Genomic DNA, 17752 nt, shown 5'->3' with positions numbered 1-17752 from the left:
CGCCCGGTGGCTAGCGTCTTGAGGACTCGGGGCTGGACATGATCCGCAGGCTAACCGCCCGGCCCGGCAGCCGTCCACGCAATTAGGGCGCCTCTGACGGATCTCCGTGGCGTCCACGGAGATCCGTCAGAAGCGCCCTAGTGAGCAGCAGACGACGGACGGGCGGCGGCGGAACTCCCGTCCCGCCGCCGCCCGTCGGGGCCGCGAAGGCTCAGCGGCCGCCCTTGCCGTCCAGCAGCCCGGCCCGCCGCAGCGCGTCCGCCATCGCGTCGTTGACCGGCCCGGCGTCCCGGCCGCCGCCACGGCGCTCGCCGCCCCGCTGGCCGCCGCCCTGCCGCTGCCGCGGCGCACCGCCCCGGCCGCCGCCGCGCCGTTCGCCGCCGCGTCCTTCACCACCGCGCCGTTCACCGCCACCGCGTCGCTCGCCGCCGCCGGCCGGCGCGGCCTTCCCCGGCTCGTCCTCCAGCCGCAGGGTCAGCGAGATCCGCTTCCGCGGGATGTCCACGTCGAGCACCTTGACCCGCACGATGTCGCCGGGCTTGACCACGTCCCGCGGGTCCTTGACGAAGGTCTTCGACATCGCCGAGACGTGCACCAGCCCGTCCTGGTGGACGCCCACGTCCACGAACGCCCCGAAGGCGGCGACGTTGGTCACCACACCCTCCAGGAGCATCCCCGGCGCCAGGTCGCCGATCTTCTCCACGCCCTCCTTGAAGGTCGCGGTCCGAAACTCCGGCCGCGGGTCGCGGCCCGGCTTCTCCAGCTCCTGGAGGATGTCGCCGACCGTCGGCAGACCGAAGGAGTCGTCGACGAAGTCCGCCGCCCGCAGACCGCGCAGCACCGCGGTGTTGCCGATCAGTTCGGCGACCTCGCTCTTGGCCGCCTGCACGATCCGGCGCACCACCGGATACGCCTCCGGGTGCACGCTGGAGGCGTCCAGCGGGTCGTCACCGTCCCGGATCCGCAGGAAGCCCGCGCACTGCTCGTACGCCTTGGGGCCCAGCCGCGGCACGTCCTTGAGGGCCTTGCGCGAGCGGAACGGGCCGTTGCCGTCCCGGTGGGCGACGATGTTCTCGGCCAGGCCCGAGCTGATGCCGGAGACCCGGGCGAGCAGCGGCGCGGAGGCGGTGTTGACGTCCACACCGACACCGTTCACACAGTCCTCGACCACCGCGTCCAGCGACCGCGACAGCTTGGTCTCGGCCAGGTCGTGCTGGTACTGGCCGACGCCGATCGACTTGGGGTCGATCTTGACCAGCTCGGCCAGCGGGTCCTGCAGGCGTCGCGCGATGGACACCGCGCCGCGCAGCGACACGTCCAGGTCCGGCAGCTCCTGGGAGGCGAACGCGGAGGCGGAGTACACCGAGGCACCGGCCTCGGACACCATCACCTTCGTCAGCTTCAACTCCGGCTGTGCGGCGATGAGTTCGGCGGCGAGCTTGTCGGTCTCCCGGGAGGCGGTGCCGTTGCCGATCGCGATCAGCTCGACGCCGTGCTCGCGCGCCAGCCGCGCCAGGGTGGCCAGCGCCGCGTCCCACTTCTGCTGCGGCACATGCGGGTAGATCGTCTCGGTCGCCGCCACCTTGCCGGTCGCGTCCACCACGGCGACCTTCACGCCCGTACGGAAACCGGGGTCCAGGCCCATCGTGGCGCGCGTCCCGGCGGGCGCCGCCAGCAGCAGATCGCGCAGGTTCGCGGCGAAGACCCGGACCGCCTCGTCCTCGGCGGCCTGCCGCAGCCGCAGTCGCAGATCGATCCCGAGGTGCACCTGCACGCGCGTGCGCCAGGCCCAACGGACCGTGTCCTGCAGCCACTTGTCGGCCGGCCGGCCCCGGTCGGCGATCCCGAAGCGGTGCGCGATGGACCGCTCGTACGCGCTGGGCCCCTCGCCCGCCTCCGCCGGGTCCTCCGGCTCCAGGGTGAGGTCGAGGACGTCCTCCTTCTCACCGCGCAGCATCGCCAGCACCCGGTGCGAGGGCAGCTCGGTGAACGGCTCGGCGAAGTCGAAGTAGTCGGCGAACTTGGCGCCTTCCTCCTCCTTGCCGGCGCGCACCTTCGCCGCGACCCGGCCGCGCGACCACATCCGCTCGCGCAGCTCGCCGATCAGGTCCGCGTCCTCGCTGAACCGCTCGGTGAGGATGGCCCGCGCGCCCTCCAGGGCCGCGGCCGGATCGGCGACGCCCTTGTCCGCGTCGACGAACGCCGCGGCGGCCGCGGACGGTTCCACCGACGGGTCGTCGAGCAGCCCGTCGGCCAGCGGCTCCAGCCCCGCCTCCCGGGCGATCTGCGCCTTGGTGCGCCGCTTCGGCTTGAACGGCAGATAGATGTCCTCCAGCCGGGCCTTGGACTCGGCACCGCGGATCTGCGCCTCCAGCGCGGCGTCCAGCTTGCCCTGCGACCGCACGGACTCCAGGACGGCGGCCCGCCGCTCCTCCAGCTCCCGCAGATAGCGCAGCCGCTCCTCCAGGGAGCGCAGCTGCGCGTCGTCGAGCAACTCGGTCGCTTCCTTGCGGTAGCGCGCGATGAACGGGACGGTCGAGCCGCCGTCGAGCAGTTCGACAGCAGCCTTCACCTGCCGCTCCCTGACGCCGAGCTCGTCGGCGATCCGCGCTTCGATGGACCCGAGGGTTCCGATGGGCTCAGTGGCTGCCGTCACGTTGATCCTGCCCGCCTTCCAGCGACTTTCCTGAGCCTGCATTGTGCCGCTTGGCGACCCGGACTGTCGCACCGCCCGGCCGGGAACGCCGGGGTGTGAGAAGACGCACCACACCCCGGCGGCCCGGACGGGCCGATGCGTCACTCCTTGCCGAACAGGGCGGCGGGGAACGCCCCGGACTCCATCAGGAGGGCGGCGAACGCGCCCGCCAGTTCGGTCAGCCGGGCCACGCCCGCCGCCCCCAGGTGCTCGTAGGGCGCCCGGTCCAGCCGGTCCGTCGTCCGCTCCAGCTCCTTGCGCAGCTCCACACCGGCCTCGGTCAGCTCGCCCCCGGCGGTCAGCAGCCCGCGGTCGCGCAGCCGCTCCTGTGCCGCCGTCAGCTCCTCGTCCGACCAGCCGCGGGTCGCCTTGACGCCGCGGTAGTTCATCCCGCGGCCGCTGGCGGTGTGCGAGACCAGGGCCTCCACCGGGTCCAGCTCGGCGTCCGTCAGGGCGATGAGATGGCCGTCGCCGCGGTGTTCGCGCAGCAGCGTCGCGGCGTGCCAGTAGGCGAGGTGCGGGGCGTCCGGCACCGGCAGGTCGGCGTGGGCGGAGTACAGCGGCCGCGAGTACCGGGTGCAGCCCTCGGCGGCCCGCAGGGCGAGCTTCGCCGCCTCCGCCATCTCCGGCGACCCGACCGCCTCCGCGCCGAGCTGCCGGCGCAGGCTGCCGTCCACCGCCCGCAGCCGGGCGTCCAGGACGACCTGCGGCGCGGCGACCGTCCACACCTGCGGGACGTGCTGCGCGACCAGCTCATGACTGAAGGAGAAGAAGGTGGCGGTGACCGTCCCGGGACCCACCGCGCCCATCGGCGCGCTCCGGGCGGCGAGATAACCGGCCCGGCTGTTCTCCACGCCCACCGCGGTCAGTTCGGCGGAGAGTTCCGGGGCGAAGTAGTGCGCGGAGTGGAGGGGGTTGAGGGCGTTGTGGCAGTGCCGTCCGGCCCGTTCGGGCAGTGCGCTGGAAGACGTCATGCGAGCAGGTTACCGACCCGTTGGTATGGCGCCATCCCCTGGTCCGCACCCACTCCGCCGAGGCCGGCTCCGCTTCCGCGCATGGCAGGAAAGGTGGGAAACCCGTCATTGCCGCCATCCGCCTCGCCGACCAGGATGAACGGTATGGAACAGCGCGACGTGCTGGTCGTCCTCTACGACGACGTGCAGAGCCTCGATGTGACCGGACCGGTCGAGGTCTTCGACGGCGCCGGGCGGGGCGTCCCGGGCGCCTACCGCATCCGCACCGCCACCCTGGACGGCGCCCCGGTCCGTACCACCAGCGGCCTCACCCTCGTCCCCGACCTCGCGCTGGCCGCCGCCGAGCCCCCGCACACCCTCCTTGTCCCCGGCGGCTACGGCACCGGCAACCCCGATCCGCGGCTGGTCGACTGGCTGCGCACGCACGCCCCGCGGACCCGCCGCCAGGTCTCGGTGTGCAGCGGCGCCTTCCTGCTGGCCGCGGCCGGCCTGCTGGACGGCCGCCGCGCCACCACCCACTGGAGCCTGTGCGCCGACCTCGCCGCCGACTACCCGGCGGTCCGCGTCGACCCCGAGCCGATCTACGTCCGCGACGGCACCGTGGCGACCTCCGCGGGCGTCACCGCCGGCATCGACCTGGCACTGGCCCTCGTCGAGGAGGACCTGGGCCGCGACCTCGCGCTGGCCGTCGCCCGCCACCTCGTCGTCTTCCTCCGCCGGCCCGGCAACCAGACCCAGTTCAGCGCCCAGCTCGCCGCGCAGACCGCGGAGCGCCGCCCGCTGCGCGACGTGCAGCAGTGGATCACCGAGCACCCGGCCGCGGACCTCTCCGTCGAGGCCCTGGCCGGCCGCGCCCGGCTCTCCCCGCGCCACTTCGCCCGCGCCTTCCGCGACGAGACCGGCATGACCCCCGGCCGCTACGTCGACCGGGTCCGTCTGGAGGCCGCCCGGCGGCGCCTGGAGGACACCGCCGACGGCATCGAGCAGATCTCCCGGCACTGCGGCTACGGCACCCCCGAGGCGATGCGCCGCGCCTTCCTCCGCGTCCTCGGCGCCTCCCCGGCCGAGTACCGCCGCCGCTTCCACCCCGCACCACCCCCCTGAACCACTGCCACCCCGACCACCCGACCAGGAACTCAGGAACGAGGCACCCCATGCAGATCGCCGTCCTCCTCTACGACCGCTTCACCGCCCTCGACGCCATCGGCCCCTACGAGACCCTCGGCCTGCTCCCGGGCGCCGAGGTCGTCTTCGTCGCCGAGCGCGCGGGCGTCCACCGCAGCGACAAGGGCTCCCTCGGCGTGGTCGTGGACGCCACGCTGGACGACGTCACCGCGCCGGACGTCCTCGTCGTCCCCGGCGGCCCCGGCCAGAACGCGCTCATGGAGGACGGCCCGCTGCACGAGTGGCTCCGCGCCGTGGACGCCGGCACCACCTGGACCACCTCGGTCTGCACCGGCTCGCTGATCCTCGCCGCAGCTGGCCTCCTCAAGGGCCGCCGGGCCACCTCCCACTGGCTCGCGCTGGACCAACTGCCCGGCTACGGCGCCGAGCCGACGGGGGAGCGGGTGGTCTTCGACGGCAAGTACGTCACCGCCGCCGGCGTCTCCTCCGGCATCGACATGGGACTGGCCCTGGCCGGCCGGATCGCCGGCGACACCGTCGCCCAGACCATCCAGCTCGGCATCGAGTACGACCCGCAGCCGCCCTACGACGCCGGCGCCCCCGACAAGGCCCCCGCCGAGGTCGTTGCCGCCCTGCGGGAACACAGCCGCTCCATCCTGTCCGGCGACCGCTGGCGGGATCAGGCCCTCGGGGAGAAGTGACGAACCGTCACTCAGGGTGGGAGTATCGGCACGCATAGATGACGCCACGTCAAGAAGGCGCCGATCAGCCGCGGTTCACCCCTCGGGCCAGATGAACCGCGGCGCCCGCCGCTCCAGGAAGGCCGCGGCCCCCTCCGCGGTCTCCCCGCTCTCCCGCGCCTGCGCCGCCCAGTACGCCCCGCGCGCCGCCGCCTCCTCGGGCGGCACGTCCCAGGTCCCGTCGGCCAGCTCCTTCGCCGCGGTCTGGGTCAGCAGCGACCGGCTCGCCAGAACGGCACCGAACTCCGCGACCCGCTTGTCCAACTCGCCCTCGGGCACCACCTCGTCCACCAGCCCGGTCCGCAGCGCCCGCGCACAGTCGATCAACTCGCCCGAGAACAGCAGGTACTTGGCGGCCGACAACCCCACCAGCCGGACCAGCCGCCGGGTCGCGGACGCCGGATAGGCCACCCCCAGCTTGGCCGGCGTCACCCCGAACAGCGCCCCCTCCTCCGCGAACCGCAGATCGCAGGCGGCCGCCAACTGCGCGCCACCGCCCACGCAGTAGCCGCGCACCGCGGCCACCGTCGGCCGCGGAAACGCCGCCAGCGCCTCCTCGGCCGCCACCGCCAGCCCCTGCGACCCGTCCGCCCCGTCCCGCAGCGACCCGATGTCCGCCCCCGCGCAGAACGTCCCGCCGTCGCCGGTCAGCACCAGGGCCCGCACGGCGCGGTCACCCGCCAGCCGCGCCAGCAGCGGCGGCAGCTCCCGCCACATCGGGACGGTCATCGCATTGCGCTTGCCCGTGTTGCTGATCGTGACGGTCGCCGTACCGCCGCCGACATGCGTCTTCAGACCCGGTTCCATGCCCGGATATTAGAGCGACCGCCGGGCGCGTGGCCGGATACGATCGACGCCTGATGTCCGCAACCCTCGTCGCCAAAGACCTCGCCGCCGGCCACGGCGAGCGCGTCCTGTTCTCCGGTCTCGACCTGGTCGTCGCCCCCGGAGACGTGATCGGCCTGGTCGGTGCCAACGGCGCCGGCAAGTCCACCCTGCTGCGCGTGCTCGCCGGGCTGGCGCGCCCGGAGCAGGGCGCCCTCGCGCTCAGCCCGCCGGCCGCCACCGTCGGCCACCTCCCGCAGGAGCCCGACCGCCGCCCCGGGGAGTCGGTCCGCGCCTTCCTCGCCCGCCGCACCGGCGTGGCCGAGGCCCAGCGCGCCCTGGACGCCACCACCGAGGCCCTGGCCGAAGGGCGCCCCGGCGCCGACGACGCCTACGCCACGGCCCTGGAGCGCTGGCTCGCCCTCGGCGCCGCCGACCTCGACGAGCGCGCCGAGGAGACCGCCGCCCAGCTCGGCCTGGCGGTCGGCCTCGACCAGCCGATGACCACTCTCTCCGGCGGCCAGGCCGCCCGCGCCTCGCTCGCCTCGCTGCTGCTCTCCCGCTACGACGTCTTCCTTCTCGACGAGCCCACCAACGACCTCGACCTGGACGGCCTGGACCGCCTGGAGACCTTCGTCACCGGCCTGCGCGCCGGCACCGTCCTGGTCAGCCACGACCGTGAGTTCCTGGCCCGCACGGTCACCCGCGTCGTCGAGCTCGACCTCGCCCAGCAGCAGGTCAACGCCTACGGCGGCGGCTACACCGCGTATCTGGAGGAGCGCGAGCGGGCCCGCCGGCACGCCCGCGAGCGCTATGACGAGTACGCCGACACCAAGGCGGCCCTGGAGGTCCGTGCGCACACCCAGCGCAACTGGATGGAGAAGGGCGTCCGCAACGCCCGCCGCAAGGCCACCGACAACGACAAGATCGGCCGCAAGGGCCGGGTCGAGGCCACCGAGAAGCAGGCCGCCAAGGCCAAGCAGACCCAGCGCCTGATCGAGCGGCTGGAGGTCGTCGAGGAGCCCCGCAAGGAGTGGGAGCTGCGGATGGAGATCGCCGCGGCGCCGCGGGCCGGCGCGGTGGTGGCCACCCTCCGGCAGGCCGTGGTCCGCCGTGGCGACTTCCGCTTCGGCCCGGTCGACCTCCAGATCGACTGGGCGGACCGGGTCGCCATCACCGGCCCCAACGGTTCCGGCAAGTCCACCCTGCTCGCCGCCCTCCTGGGCCGGCTGCCGCTGGACTCCGGCGCGGCCGCGCTCGGCCCCGGCGTGGTGGTCGGCGAGATCGACCAGGCCCGCGGCCAGCTCTTCCGGGGCGACGGCGACACCACGCTCATGGACGCCTTTCGGGCCGCCGTCCCGGACCTGGCACCCGCCGACGTGCGCACCCTCCTGGCCAAGTTCGGCCTCAAGGCGGCCCATGTGCTGCGCCCGGCGGGCACCCTCTCACCGGGGGAGCGGACCCGGGCGGCGCTGGCCCTCCTCCAGGGCCGCGGGGTCAACCTCCTGGTGCTCGACGAGCCCACCAACCACCTCGACCTCCCGGCCATCGAGCAACTGGAGTCCGCGCTCGCCTCGTATCCGGGCACCCTGCTGCTGGTCACCCACGACCGCCGGATGCTGTCGGCGGTGCACACCACGCGCCGGATCGGGGTCGACGCTGGCCGGATCACCGACCGGCAGGTCTGACCAGGCAGAAGGCGGCCGAGAGCCCGCTCCGGTTTTCGATTTGGCTCTGGAGACGGGACCCCGTAAGGTAATCCGAGCCGACGCGGGGTGGAGCAGCTCGGTAGCTCGCTGGGCTCATAACCCAGAGGTCGCAGGTTCAAATCCTGTCCCCGCTACTCAGAAGAACAGCAGGCCCGGTGCATCACGCACCGGGCCTGCTGTCATTGGCGCCTCCATGGCACGCCCCGCTCACCCTGCCCTCTCCTCGCATACGGGGTATACCGGGAAAAACGGTCCCCTTGCGCGAGGAGGCGGCGATGCGCGGCAGGTCCAGATCTTCCCGGCGCAGTCCGGCGGCCCGGCTGGGGCGCAGCTTCGGGCTGCTCGCGATCCTCGGCGCCGTCCTCGTCCTGGCCGGAATCGTGGGGCTGGTCTACGTCGGCGTGGCCACGCTCACCACGATGCTGCTCTTCGGCTGGCTGCTGCTGATCGGCGGCGTGGTCGGGCTGGCGCACGCCGTCCAGTCCCGCGGCTCCAACTTCTTCTGGCTCGCGGTGATCGTCGCGGCGCTGAACATCGCCGCCGGCGTGGTGGTGATCCGCCGGCCCGACGCCGGCGCCGCCGCGCTGACCATGTTCGCCGCCCTGCTCTTCCTGACCGGCGGACTGTTCCGGCTGGCCGGCGCAGTGGTGGTGCGCGGACCGCAGTTCGGCTGGACCCTGCTCCAGGGCGTGATCGGCCTCCTGCTGGGCATCCTGGTGCTCGCCGACTGGCCGCAGAGCAGCCTCTACGTCATCGGCTGCTTCTTCTCGCTGGCGCTGCTCTTCGACGGGCTGGGCCTGCTCGCCATGGGGATCGGCGGCCGGCGCGTGATCGGTATGGTGGAGGGCGGCAGAGCGGGGTGATCGTGGCTTGATCCCTACCCCGGCCGCGGCGGTTTCCGCGGGGGTCCGGCGCCCGGCTCCCGGCTTCGGCAAAGAAACGCGAAGGAAAGCCGCCGCAACGCGTCGCGCGCCCCATCAAATCCGCCAGAATCGGCCAAATGCCGTCGATAGGCGCTGACTTGCGTTCAGGAGCCCGGCCCGGACCGGACCATTCTCAACACTCGTCCTGTGAGGATGCCTTCCGGACCCCCCGCAGAACCCCCCGAGGAGCTGACCTCCCCGCTCGCGTACGAAGGTGTCTGGCGGTTCACCGCCCCGGCACTGGAGGCGTCGGTGCCCCACGCGCGCCACGCGGTCCGGGATCTGCTCGTCGAACAGTGTGTGCCGGTCGCCGACGCCATCCTGGACGGGTTGCTGCTGATCGTCTCCGAACTGGTCACCAACGCCGTCCGGCACGCCGCGCTGCTCTCGCCCCAGATCGCCGTCCAGCTCACCATCGGCGCCAACTGGCTGCGGATCGCCGTCGAGGACGACCACCCCTACCGCCCCAAGGCACTGGAGGCGGACGAGGACGACGTCGGCGGCCGCGGCCTGTGGCTGGTCAAGGTGCTCACCGCGGAGGCGGGCGGCAAGTGCGACGTGGAGCACACGCCGGGCGGCGGCAAGGCCATCTGGGCCGAGCTGCCGCTGGCCCCGCTCGCTACCAGCCCGCCGACTGTCCGGTGAGCTCGCGGACCGCCGGACGGGCCGCGTCCAGCACGGTCATGAACCACGCGGAGAACGGCACCCGGGCATGCCGCTCGGCCAGCTCCTCCGGCGTGACGAACGCGAACTCGGCGATCTCCTCGGGATCCGGCGCAGGCTCGGCCCGCAGCAGCCCCACGAACAGGTGGTTGTACTCCTGCTCCACCAGACCGGAGGCCGGATCGGGGTGGTTGTAGCGGACCGTCCCCGCCTCGGCCAGCAGCGCCGGGGCCACGCCCAGCTCCTCCGCGGTCCGCCGGGCCGCCGCCGCGAACGGCGTCTCGCCCGGATACGGGTGCCCGCAGCAGGTGTTGGACCACACGCCGGGGGAGTGGTACTTCGACAGCGCCCGGCGCTGGAGCAGCAGCCGCCCCTTCTCGTCGAAGAGGAAGACCGAGAACGCCCGGTGCAGCTGCCCCGGAGGCTGGTGCGCCGCGAGCTTCTCCGCGGTGCCGATCGTCGCGCCGTCCTCGTCGACCAGCTCCAGCATGATCGGCTCGGCGGCGCCGCCCGGCGCGCCCACCGCAGAGGTTCCGGCGGTCTGTGCGTTGGCAGGTGTGATCGGCATGCCCATCCTTGTCGTCGGTCGTCGACGTCAAGTCTGCCCCACCAGCACTCCTATCACTGGCAGAGCACCGCCCGCCGCCGCGCGTCCACGCACCGCGCACGCCGCCCCGGGAGCCGCGCGCGCCCCGGCATGGCCCTCGCCACAGCACCGCCCCGGCAACCGTGACCAGCCCCCGCATAACCGGCACCCGAGCCGGCGGCCAGTTGTTCCGGCCCGCCCCGATCCACCATGATGATCTCGGCAGGCTCAGCCGACGGTCACCCGATCGAGTGGTGAATACGTGGTGAACGGCCGCATCCCGCGATCGGATAGCCTCTGCCGACGTGCCTCCCGCCCCCAGGGACCGGGTGTGCCACGCCCGCCGCCCGGGTAGTTCGTGCCGAATGCGGACCGACCGGCGCTGCTCGTCAGCATCCAAGGAGTGAGTTCGTCTGTCGACCGCCATCCTCACCGGTCCGCCGGTCGCCGGGTCGTCGCTCGAAGCCGACCTGCGCACACTGGGTTTTGACGTCCGTACGGCCGGTGACCCCGCCGACGCCACCGCGCTGCTCGCCGAGGTGCCCGCCCAGGAGCGGGTCGCCCTGGTGGACCCCCGCTTCGTCGGCCACCTGCACGCCCTGCGGCTCGCCCTGACCGACCCCCGCTTCCCGGCCGCCGCGGTGCCCGGCGTGCTCTCGGTCCAGGCCGGGGCCCGCGCCGCGCTGGACCGCGCGGCCGGCCGCATCCCGGTCGGCGCCGGCACCGCCCACCTGACCGACATGCTCACCGACACCCTCACCGAGGCGCTCGACCGCGCCGACATCGGCCTGCACCGCGTCGAGCCGGGCAGCCTGGTCGCCACCCTCGCGCTGACCCCCGCCCAGCGGGAGGAGGCCCGCGAGGCGGTCGCCGCCGTCGACGACGAGGCGGTCCGGCTGCGCACCGCCGTCAAGTCCCGCGACGGCTTCTTCACCACCTTCTGCATCAGCCCCTACTCGCGCTACCTCGCCCGCTGGTGCGCGCGCCGCGGCCTCACGCCCAACCAGGTCACCACCGCGTCCCTGCTCACCGCGCTGATCGCGGCGGGCAGCGCGGCCACCGGTACCCGCGGCGGCTTCGTCGCCGCCGGCGTGCTGCTGCTGCTCTCCTTCGTCCTGGACTGCACCGACGGGCAGCTCGCCCGCTACTCGCTCCAGTACTCGACGCTGGGCGCCTGGCTGGACGCCACCTTCGACCGCGCCAAGGAGTACGCGTACTACGCGGGGCTCGCCCTCGGGGCGGCCCGGGGCGGCGACGACGTGTGGGCGCTGGCGCTCGGCGCGATGATCCTCCAGACCTGCCGGCACGTCGTCGACTTTGCCTTCAACGAGGGCAGCGAATTCGAAGGCGGCGCCGGAGCGGCCGGCCCCGCGGTGGCGCTCTCCGACCGGCTCGACAGCGTCGGCTGGACGGTCTGGGTGCGCCGCATGATCGTGCTGCCCATCGGCGAACGCTGGGCCATGATCGCCGTGCTGACCGCGCTGACCACCCCGCGCATCGTCTTCTACGCCCTGCTCGTCGGCTGCGCGCTGGCCGCCTGCTACACCACGGCCGGCCGGGTGCTGCGCTCCCGGGCCCGCCGCGCCCGGCGCACCGACCGGGCTGCCCGCGCACTCGCGGACCTCGCCGACTACGGGCCGCTGGTCGAGCTGCTCACCGGCGGCGGCCGGGGCCGGGCCCGGAGCGGTTCCCTCCTGGCACCCGTTATGGCGTTTCTCTCGTCCGCGGTGCTGCTGGTATGGGTGATCTCCCAGCCGGGCCCCGCCTCGTGGCTCACCGTCGGCGTCGCGGTCTGCTCCGCGCTGCTGGCCGCCGCGGCGCTGTCCCGCCCGCTCAAGGGCGCCCTGGACTGGCTCGTCCCGCCCTTCTTCCGGGCCGGCGAGTACCTCACCGTCCTGGTGCTGGCCGCCCGGGCGGACGTCCACGGAGCGCTGCCCGCGGCGTACGGGCTGATCGCGGCGGTCGCCTACCATCACTACGACACGGTCTACCGCATCCGCGGTGGCACCGGGGCCCCACCGCGGTGGCTGGTCCGGGCGACCGGCGGGCACGAGGGACGGATCCTCGTGATCACCGTCCTGGCCGCCCTGCTGCCCGCCACAGGTTTCACGATCGCGCTCACGGCACTCGCTGTGGTCCTGGCGCTGCTGGTGCTCGCCGAGAGCATCCGCTTCTGGGTGGCCGCCCACACACACGGTGCACCCGCCGTACACGATGAAGGAGAACCCGCATGATCGGCCTCGTGCTGGCCGCCGGCGCCGGACGGCGTCTGCGCCCCTACACCGACACCCTGCCCAAGGCTCTGGTGCCGGTCGACGGGGAGACCACGATCCTCGACCTGACCCTCGGCAACTTCGCCGAGATCGGCCTGACCGAGGTCGCGATCATCGTCGGCTACCGCAAGGAGGCCGTGTACGAGCGCCGGGAGGCCCTGGAGCAGAAGTACGGCCTCAAGATCACCCTCATCGACAACGACAAGGCCGAGGAGTGGAACAACGCCTACTCCCTGTGGTGCGCCCGTGACGTCATCGCGGCCCACGACTCGGTGATCCTCGCCAACGGCGACACCGTGCACCCGGTCTCCGTCGAGAAGACGCTGCTCGCCGCCCGCGGCAACGGCCAGAAGATCATCCTCGCGCTGGACACCGTCAAGCAGCTCGCCGACGAGGAGATGAAGGTCGTCACCGACCCCGCGAAGGGCGTGCAGAAGATCACCAAGCTGATGGACCCCGCCGAGGCGACCGGCGAGTACATCGGCGTCACCCTCATCGAGGGCGAGGCCGCCGCCGAGCTGGCCGACGCCCTGAAGACCACCTTCGAGCGGGACCCCGACCTCTACTACGAGGACGGCTACCAGGAGCTGGTCAACCGCGGCTTCAAGGTCGACGTGGCGCCGATCGGCGACGTCAAGTGGGTCGAGATCGACAACCACGACGACCTCGCGAAGGGCCGTGACATCGCATGCCAGTACTGACCCGCCTCATCCCGTCCCCGGTTGTCGTCGACATCAGCGCCGGCGCCCTGGACGACCTGGCGGGTCTGCTGGCCGACCAGCGCATCTCGGCTTCCGGCAAGCTCGCCATCGCGATCAGCGGCGGCTCGGGGGCCCGGCTGCGCCGGCGGCTGGCCCCCGCCCTGCCGGGCGCCGAGTGGTACGAGGTCGGCGGCGGCACCCTGGACGACGCGATCAAGCTCGCCGACGCCATGAAGAAGGGGCACTACGACGCGGTCGTGGGCCTGGGCGGCGGCAAGATCATCGACTGTGCGAAGTTCGCCGCGGCGCGCATCGGCCTGCCGCTGGTGGCGGTCGCCACCAACCTCTCGCACGACGGGCTGTGCTCGCCGGTCGCCACCCTCGACAACGACGCGGGCCGCGGCTCCTACGGCGTGCCCAACCCGATCGCCGTGGTCATCGACCTCGACATCATCCGCGAGGCCCCGGTCCGCTTCGTCCGCTCCGGCATCGGCGACGCGATCTCCAACATCTCCGCGGTCGCGGACTGGGAGCTGTCGCACCGGGAGACCGGCGAGGCCATCGACGGGCTGGCCGCGGCCATGGCCCGGCAGGCCGGCGAGGCCGTGCTCCGCCACCCCGGCGGCGTCGGCGAGGACGGTTTCCTCCAGGTGCTGGCCGAGGGCCTGGTGCTGACCGGCATCTCGATGTCGGTGGCCGGCGACAGCCGCCCGGCCTCCGGCGCCTGCCACGAGATCAACCACGCCTTCGACATCCTCTTCCCCAAGCGGGCGGCGAGCCACGGCGAGCAGTGCGGCCTCGGCGCCGCCTTCGCCACCCACCTGCGCGGCGACCGGGAGACCTCGGCGCTGATGGTCGAGGTGCTCCAGCGCCACGGCCTGCCGGTCACCCCGGGCGACATGGGCTTCACCGACGAGGAGTTCGTGCAGGCCGTCGAGTTCGCCCCGAAGACCCGTCCAGGGCGCTACACGATCCTGGAGCACCTGGACCTGTCCACCGACCAGATCAGGGACGCATACGCCGACTATGCCGAAACCATCAGTAGCTGAGCTCCGCCCGGTCGTTCACCCCGAGGGCGTGAAGGACCGGCGCAGCGGGGAGCACTGGGCCGGCCGCCTCTACATGCGGGAGATCTCGCTCCGCTGCGACCGGTACCTGGTCAACACCCGGGTCACGCCCAACCAGCTGACCTACGTGATGACCGTCTTCGGCGTGCTCGCGGCCCCGGCGCTGCTGGTGCCGGGCATCTGGGGCGCGGTGCTCGGCGTGGTCATGGTGCAGCTCTACCTCCTCTTCGACTGCATCGACGGCGAGGTCGCGCGCTGGAAGAAGCAGTTCTCGCTCGGCGGGGTCTACCTCGACCGGGTCGGGGCCTACCTCTGCGACGCCGCGGTGCTCGTCGGCTTCGGCCTGCGCGCCGCGGACCTGTGGGGCCCCGGGCGGATCGACTGGCTCTGGGCGTTCCTGGGCACCCTGGCCGCCCTCGGCGCGATCCTGATCAAGGCCGAGACCGACCTCGTCGGCGTCGCCCGCCACCAGGGCGGCCTGCCGCCGGTCAAGGAGGCGGCGGCCGAGCCGCGTTCCTCCGGCATGGCGCTGGCCCGTAGGGCCGCCGCGGCCCTGAAGTTCCACCGGCTGATCCTCGGCATCGAGGCGTCCCTGCTGATCCTGGTCCTGGCGGTCGTGGACGCGGTGCGCGGCGACCTGTTCTTCTCCCGGCTCGGCGTCGCGGTGCTGGCCGGCATCGCGCTGCTGCAGACTCTGCTGCACCTCGTGTCCATCCTCGCCTCCAGCAGGCTCAAGTGACCGCGGCGGCCACCATGCGGCTCGGTGCGGTTGTCCTGACCATGGGCAACCGCCCCGACGAGCTGCGCGCGCTGCTGGAGTCCGTCGCCAAACAGGACGGCGAGCCGATCGAGGTGGTGGTGGTCGGCAACGGCGCGCCACTGCCCGAGCTGGCCGTGCCCGGGCTGGTGGTGCGGACCGTCGAGCTGCCGGAGAACGTCGGCATACCGGCCGGCCGCAACGTCGGCATCGAGGCGTTCCGAACCGACGGCCGGGACGGCTTCGTCGTCGATGCCCTGATGTTCCTCGACGACGACGGACTGCTGCCCCGCGCCGACACCGCCGAGCTGTGCCGCGAGGCGTTCGCCGCCGACCCGGAGTTGGGGATCATCAGCTTCCGGATCGCCGACCCGGACACCGGCGTGACCCAGCGCCGGCACGTCCCCCGGCTGCGCGCCTCCGACCCGCTGCGCTCCTCGCGCGTGACCACCTTCCTCGGCGGCGCCAACGCGGTCCGCACCGCGGTGTTCGCCCAGGTCGGCGGCCTGCCCGACGAGTTCTTCTACGCCCATGAGGAGACCGACCTGGCCTGGCGCGCGCTCGACGCCGGCTGGCTGGTCGACTACCGGGCGGACATGATTTTGCACCACCCCACCACGGCCCCGGCCCGGCACGCGGTCTACCACCGGATGGTGGCCCGCAACCGGGTCTGGCTGGCCCGCCGCAACCTCCCCGCCCCGCTGGTTCCGGTCTACCTCGGTGTCTGGTTCCTGCTCACCCTCGCCCGCCGGCCGTCGCTGCCGGGGCTCCGGGCCTGGCTGGGCGGTTTCCGCGAGGGCTGGGCCACCCCGTGCGGTCCCCGGCGCCCCATGAAGTGGGCTACCGTTTGGCGACTGAGCCGGCTGGGCCGCCCTCCCATCATCTGACAAGCTCGTATCTGAGAGCATCAGGCGCGAGCCGGGGCGTCCCCGGCAGCGCACCTTGAGGACGAAAGTGTCAACTGTGAGCGAGACCACGCACGACAGTGCGGTCGCCATGAGTGCCCCGCCATCCGCCGACGAAGGACTCACGCCCCTTCAGCGTGCCCAGAAGTACGGGCTGGCGCAGAGCGGGGCCCGGCCCGGCCTTACGGAGTACATCCGCCAGCTGTGGCACCGCCGGCATTTCATCTCGGCCTTCTCCAGCGCCAAGCTGACCGCGCAGTTCAGCCAGGCCAAGCTGGGCCAGGTCTGGCAGGTGGCGACGCCGCTGCTGAACGCGCTCGTCTACTACTTCATCTTCGGCCTGCTGATCGGCACCCGGAAGGGCGTCCCGGACTACGTCCCGTTCCTGGTGACCGGTGTCTTCATCTTCACCTTCACCCAGAGCTCGGTGATGGCCGGTACGCGGGCGATCTCCGGCAACCTCGGCCTGGTGCGGGCGCTGCACTTCCCGCGAGCCTGCCTGCCGATCTCGTTCTGTCTCATGCAGCTCCAGCAACTGCTGTTCTCCATGGGCGTGCTGGTGGTCATCCTGCTGGCCTTCGGGCAGGTGCCCACCTGGTCCTGGCTGCTGGTGCTGCCCGCGCTGCTGCTCCAGTTCGTGTTCAACACCGGCCTGGCGATGATCATGGCGCGGCTCGGCAGCAAGACCCCGGACCTGGCGCAGCTGATGCCCTTCATCATGCGGACGTGGATGTACGCGTCCGGCGTGATGTTCAGCATCAGCGTGATCATGAAGGGCAAGCACGTCCCGCACTGGGTCGAGGTGCTGCTCTACGGCAACCCCGCCGCGGTCTACATCGACCTGATCCGCTTCGCGCTGATCGACAGCTTCAAGGCGAGCCAGCTCCCGCCGCACGTGTGGGCGTTCGCCGTCGGCTGGGCGCTGCTGGTCGGCGTCGCGGGCTTTGTGTACTTCTGGAAGGCTGAGGAGCGGTACGGACGTGGCTGAGCAGGTAGCCGAGCAGGTGGCCCAGCAGGTGGAAGGCGTCCAGTCGACGACGCCGGCGCAGGAGCGCATCCCGACCGTGATCGCGGACGAGCTGCACATCGTGTACCGCGTCTACGGCACCGGTGCGGGCAAGGGCAGCGCCACCGCGGCGCTCAACCGGATCGTCCGGCGGCGCCCCTCTGTGGGCGTGCGGGAGGTGCACGCGGTCAAGGGGGTCTCCTTCACCGCCTACCGCGGCGAGTCGATCGGCCTGATCGGTTCGAACGGCTCCGGCAAGTCGACGCTCCTCAAGGCGGTCGCCGGGCTGCTGCCCGCCGAGCGCGGCAAGGTCTACACCCACGGCCAGCCCTCGCTGCTGGGCGTGAACGCGGCCCTGATGAACGACCTGACCGGCGAGAAGAACGTCATCCTGGGCGGTCTGGCGATGGGCATGTCCCGCGAGCAGGTCCGCGAGCGCTACGACGGCATCGTCGAATTCTCCGGCATCAACGAGAAGGGCGACTTCATCTCGCTGCCGATGCGGACCTACTCGTCCGGTATGGCGGCCCGGCTGCGGTTCTCCATCGCGGCCGCCAAGGACCACGACGTGCTGCTGATCGACGAGGCGCTGGCCACCGGCGACCGCGCCTTCCAGAAGCGCTCCGAGGCCCGCATCCGCGAACTGCGCAAGGAAGCGGGTACGGTCTTCCTCGTCAGCCACAACAACAACTCGATCCGGGACACCTGCGACCGCGTGCTGTGGCTGGAGCGGGGCGAGCTGCTGATGGACGGCCCGACGGACGAGGTCATCAAGGCGTACGAGAAGGAGACGGGCAAATAGC

16 protein-coding genes and 1 tRNA gene are annotated in these 17752 nt (G+C 72.6%); 13 read left to right on the top strand and 4 right to left on the bottom strand.

The genetic code is table 11. From position 1 onward, the window contains the following. Positions 1 to 211: 211 nt before the first annotated feature. Together B073_RS0109105 and B073_RS0109100 are read right to left on the bottom strand one after the other, a co-directional pair. Positions 212 to 2656 carry a Tex family protein gene (locus B073_RS0109105; RefSeq protein ID WP_018537777.1) on the bottom strand — a complete coding sequence of 815 codons (2445 nt, stop codon included), beginning with the start codon at positions 2654 to 2656 and terminating at the stop codon, positions 212 to 214. Positions 2657 to 2796: 140 nt separating this feature from the next. Then, positions 2797 to 3669: an SCO6745 family protein gene (locus B073_RS0109100; protein ID WP_018537776.1), complete on the bottom strand. Its 873-nt coding sequence runs from the start codon at positions 3667 to 3669 to the stop codon at positions 2797 to 2799. Positions 3670 to 3813: 144 nt separating this feature from the next. Here B073_RS0109100 and B073_RS0109095 point away from each other — a divergent pair, with 144 nt between their 5' ends. Next, positions 3814 to 4773 (top strand): GlxA family transcriptional regulator, encoded by a 960-nt coding sequence (locus B073_RS0109095; RefSeq protein WP_018537775.1) that lies wholly within the window; start codon positions 3814 to 3816, stop codon positions 4771 to 4773. Positions 4774 to 4823: 50 nt separating this feature from the next. After that, positions 4824 to 5495: a DJ-1/PfpI family protein gene (locus tag B073_RS0109090; RefSeq protein ID WP_018537774.1), complete on the top strand. Its 672-nt coding sequence runs from the start codon at positions 4824 to 4826 to the stop codon at positions 5493 to 5495. 75 nt (positions 5496 to 5570) lie between these two features. Here the strand turns inward: B073_RS0109090 and B073_RS0109085 are convergent, their stop codons facing one another. Further along, positions 5571 to 6341: an enoyl-CoA hydratase/isomerase family protein gene (locus B073_RS0109085; RefSeq protein ID WP_018537773.1), complete on the bottom strand. Its 771-nt coding sequence runs from the start codon at positions 6339 to 6341 to the stop codon at positions 5571 to 5573. A gap of 53 nt (positions 6342 to 6394) precedes the next feature. Between B073_RS0109085 and B073_RS0109080 the strand changes: the two genes are divergently transcribed. The 4 genes from B073_RS0109080 (at position 6395) to B073_RS0109065 (ending at position 9636) form a co-directional block, all read left to right on the top strand. Continuing rightward, positions 6395 to 8047: an ABC-F family ATP-binding cassette domain-containing protein gene (locus tag B073_RS0109080; protein ID WP_018537772.1), complete on the top strand. Its 1653-nt coding sequence runs from the start codon at positions 6395 to 6397 to the stop codon at positions 8045 to 8047. An 81-nt stretch (positions 8048 to 8128) separates the two neighbouring features. Continuing rightward, positions 8129 to 8202 (top strand) — tRNA-Met (locus B073_RS0109075). Positions 8203 to 8343: 141 nt separating this feature from the next. Next, positions 8344 to 8931 carry an HdeD family acid-resistance protein gene (locus tag B073_RS0109070; protein ID WP_018537771.1) on the top strand — a complete coding sequence of 196 codons (588 nt, stop codon included), beginning with the start codon at positions 8344 to 8346 and terminating at the stop codon, positions 8929 to 8931. A gap of 213 nt (positions 8932 to 9144) precedes the next feature. Further along, entirely contained in the window at positions 9145 to 9636 is a 492-nt protein-coding gene (locus B073_RS0109065) for an ATP-binding protein (RefSeq protein WP_018537770.1), read from the top strand. Here B073_RS0109065 and idi read toward each other — a convergent pair. After that, entirely contained in the window at positions 9611 to 10222 is a 612-nt protein-coding gene (gene idi, locus B073_RS0109060) for an isopentenyl-diphosphate Delta-isomerase (RefSeq protein ID WP_018537769.1), read from the bottom strand. The genes B073_RS0109065 and idi overlap by 26 nt on opposite strands. Positions 10223 to 10653: 431 nt before the next feature. Between idi and B073_RS0109055 the strand changes: the two genes are divergently transcribed. From B073_RS0109055 to B073_RS0109025, 7 genes are all read left to right on the top strand, one after another. Continuing rightward, positions 10654 to 12474: a DUF5941 domain-containing protein gene (locus B073_RS0109055; protein WP_026247208.1), complete on the top strand. Its 1821-nt coding sequence runs from the start codon at positions 10654 to 10656 to the stop codon at positions 12472 to 12474. Beyond that, positions 12471 to 13214, top strand: coding sequence for a sugar phosphate nucleotidyltransferase (locus tag B073_RS0109050; RefSeq protein ID WP_018537767.1), 744 nt, complete (start codon positions 12471 to 12473; stop codon positions 13212 to 13214). Before B073_RS0109055 ends, B073_RS0109050 begins: the two co-directional genes overlap by 4 nt. Further along, positions 13202 to 14263: an iron-containing alcohol dehydrogenase family protein gene (locus B073_RS0109045; RefSeq protein ID WP_018537766.1), complete on the top strand. Its 1062-nt coding sequence runs from the start codon at positions 13202 to 13204 to the stop codon at positions 14261 to 14263. Before B073_RS0109050 ends, B073_RS0109045 begins: the two co-directional genes overlap by 13 nt. Further along, positions 14241 to 15020 carry a CDP-alcohol phosphatidyltransferase family protein gene (locus B073_RS0109040; protein ID WP_051093966.1) on the top strand — a complete coding sequence of 260 codons (780 nt, stop codon included), beginning with the start codon at positions 14241 to 14243 and terminating at the stop codon, positions 15018 to 15020. The genes B073_RS0109045 and B073_RS0109040 overlap by 23 nt, the downstream gene beginning before the upstream one ends. Positions 15021 to 15034: 14 nt before the next feature. Then, positions 15035 to 15925 carry a glycosyltransferase family 2 protein gene (locus tag B073_RS0109035; protein ID WP_026247207.1) on the top strand — a complete coding sequence of 297 codons (891 nt, stop codon included), beginning with the start codon at positions 15035 to 15037 and terminating at the stop codon, positions 15923 to 15925. Positions 15926 to 16001: 76 nt separating this feature from the next. Further along, entirely contained in the window at positions 16002 to 16931 is a 930-nt protein-coding gene (locus B073_RS0109030) for an ABC transporter permease (RefSeq protein ID WP_018537763.1), read from the top strand. Between the two features lie 16 nt (positions 16932 to 16947). Next, positions 16948 to 17751 carry an ABC transporter ATP-binding protein gene (locus B073_RS0109025; protein WP_078507948.1) on the top strand — a complete coding sequence of 268 codons (804 nt, stop codon included), beginning with the start codon at positions 16948 to 16950 and terminating at the stop codon, positions 17749 to 17751. The last annotated feature ends 1 nt before the right edge of the window (position 17752 follow it).

The sequence above is a fragment of the Streptomyces sp. MspMP-M5 genome, assembly GCF_000373585.1.
In the GTDB taxonomy this organism is placed as follows: Bacteria; Actinomycetota; Actinomycetes; order Streptomycetales; family Streptomycetaceae; genus Streptomyces.
Note: the sequence above shows the minus strand (reverse complement) of the source record. Positions and strands in the feature narration are given on the sequence as shown.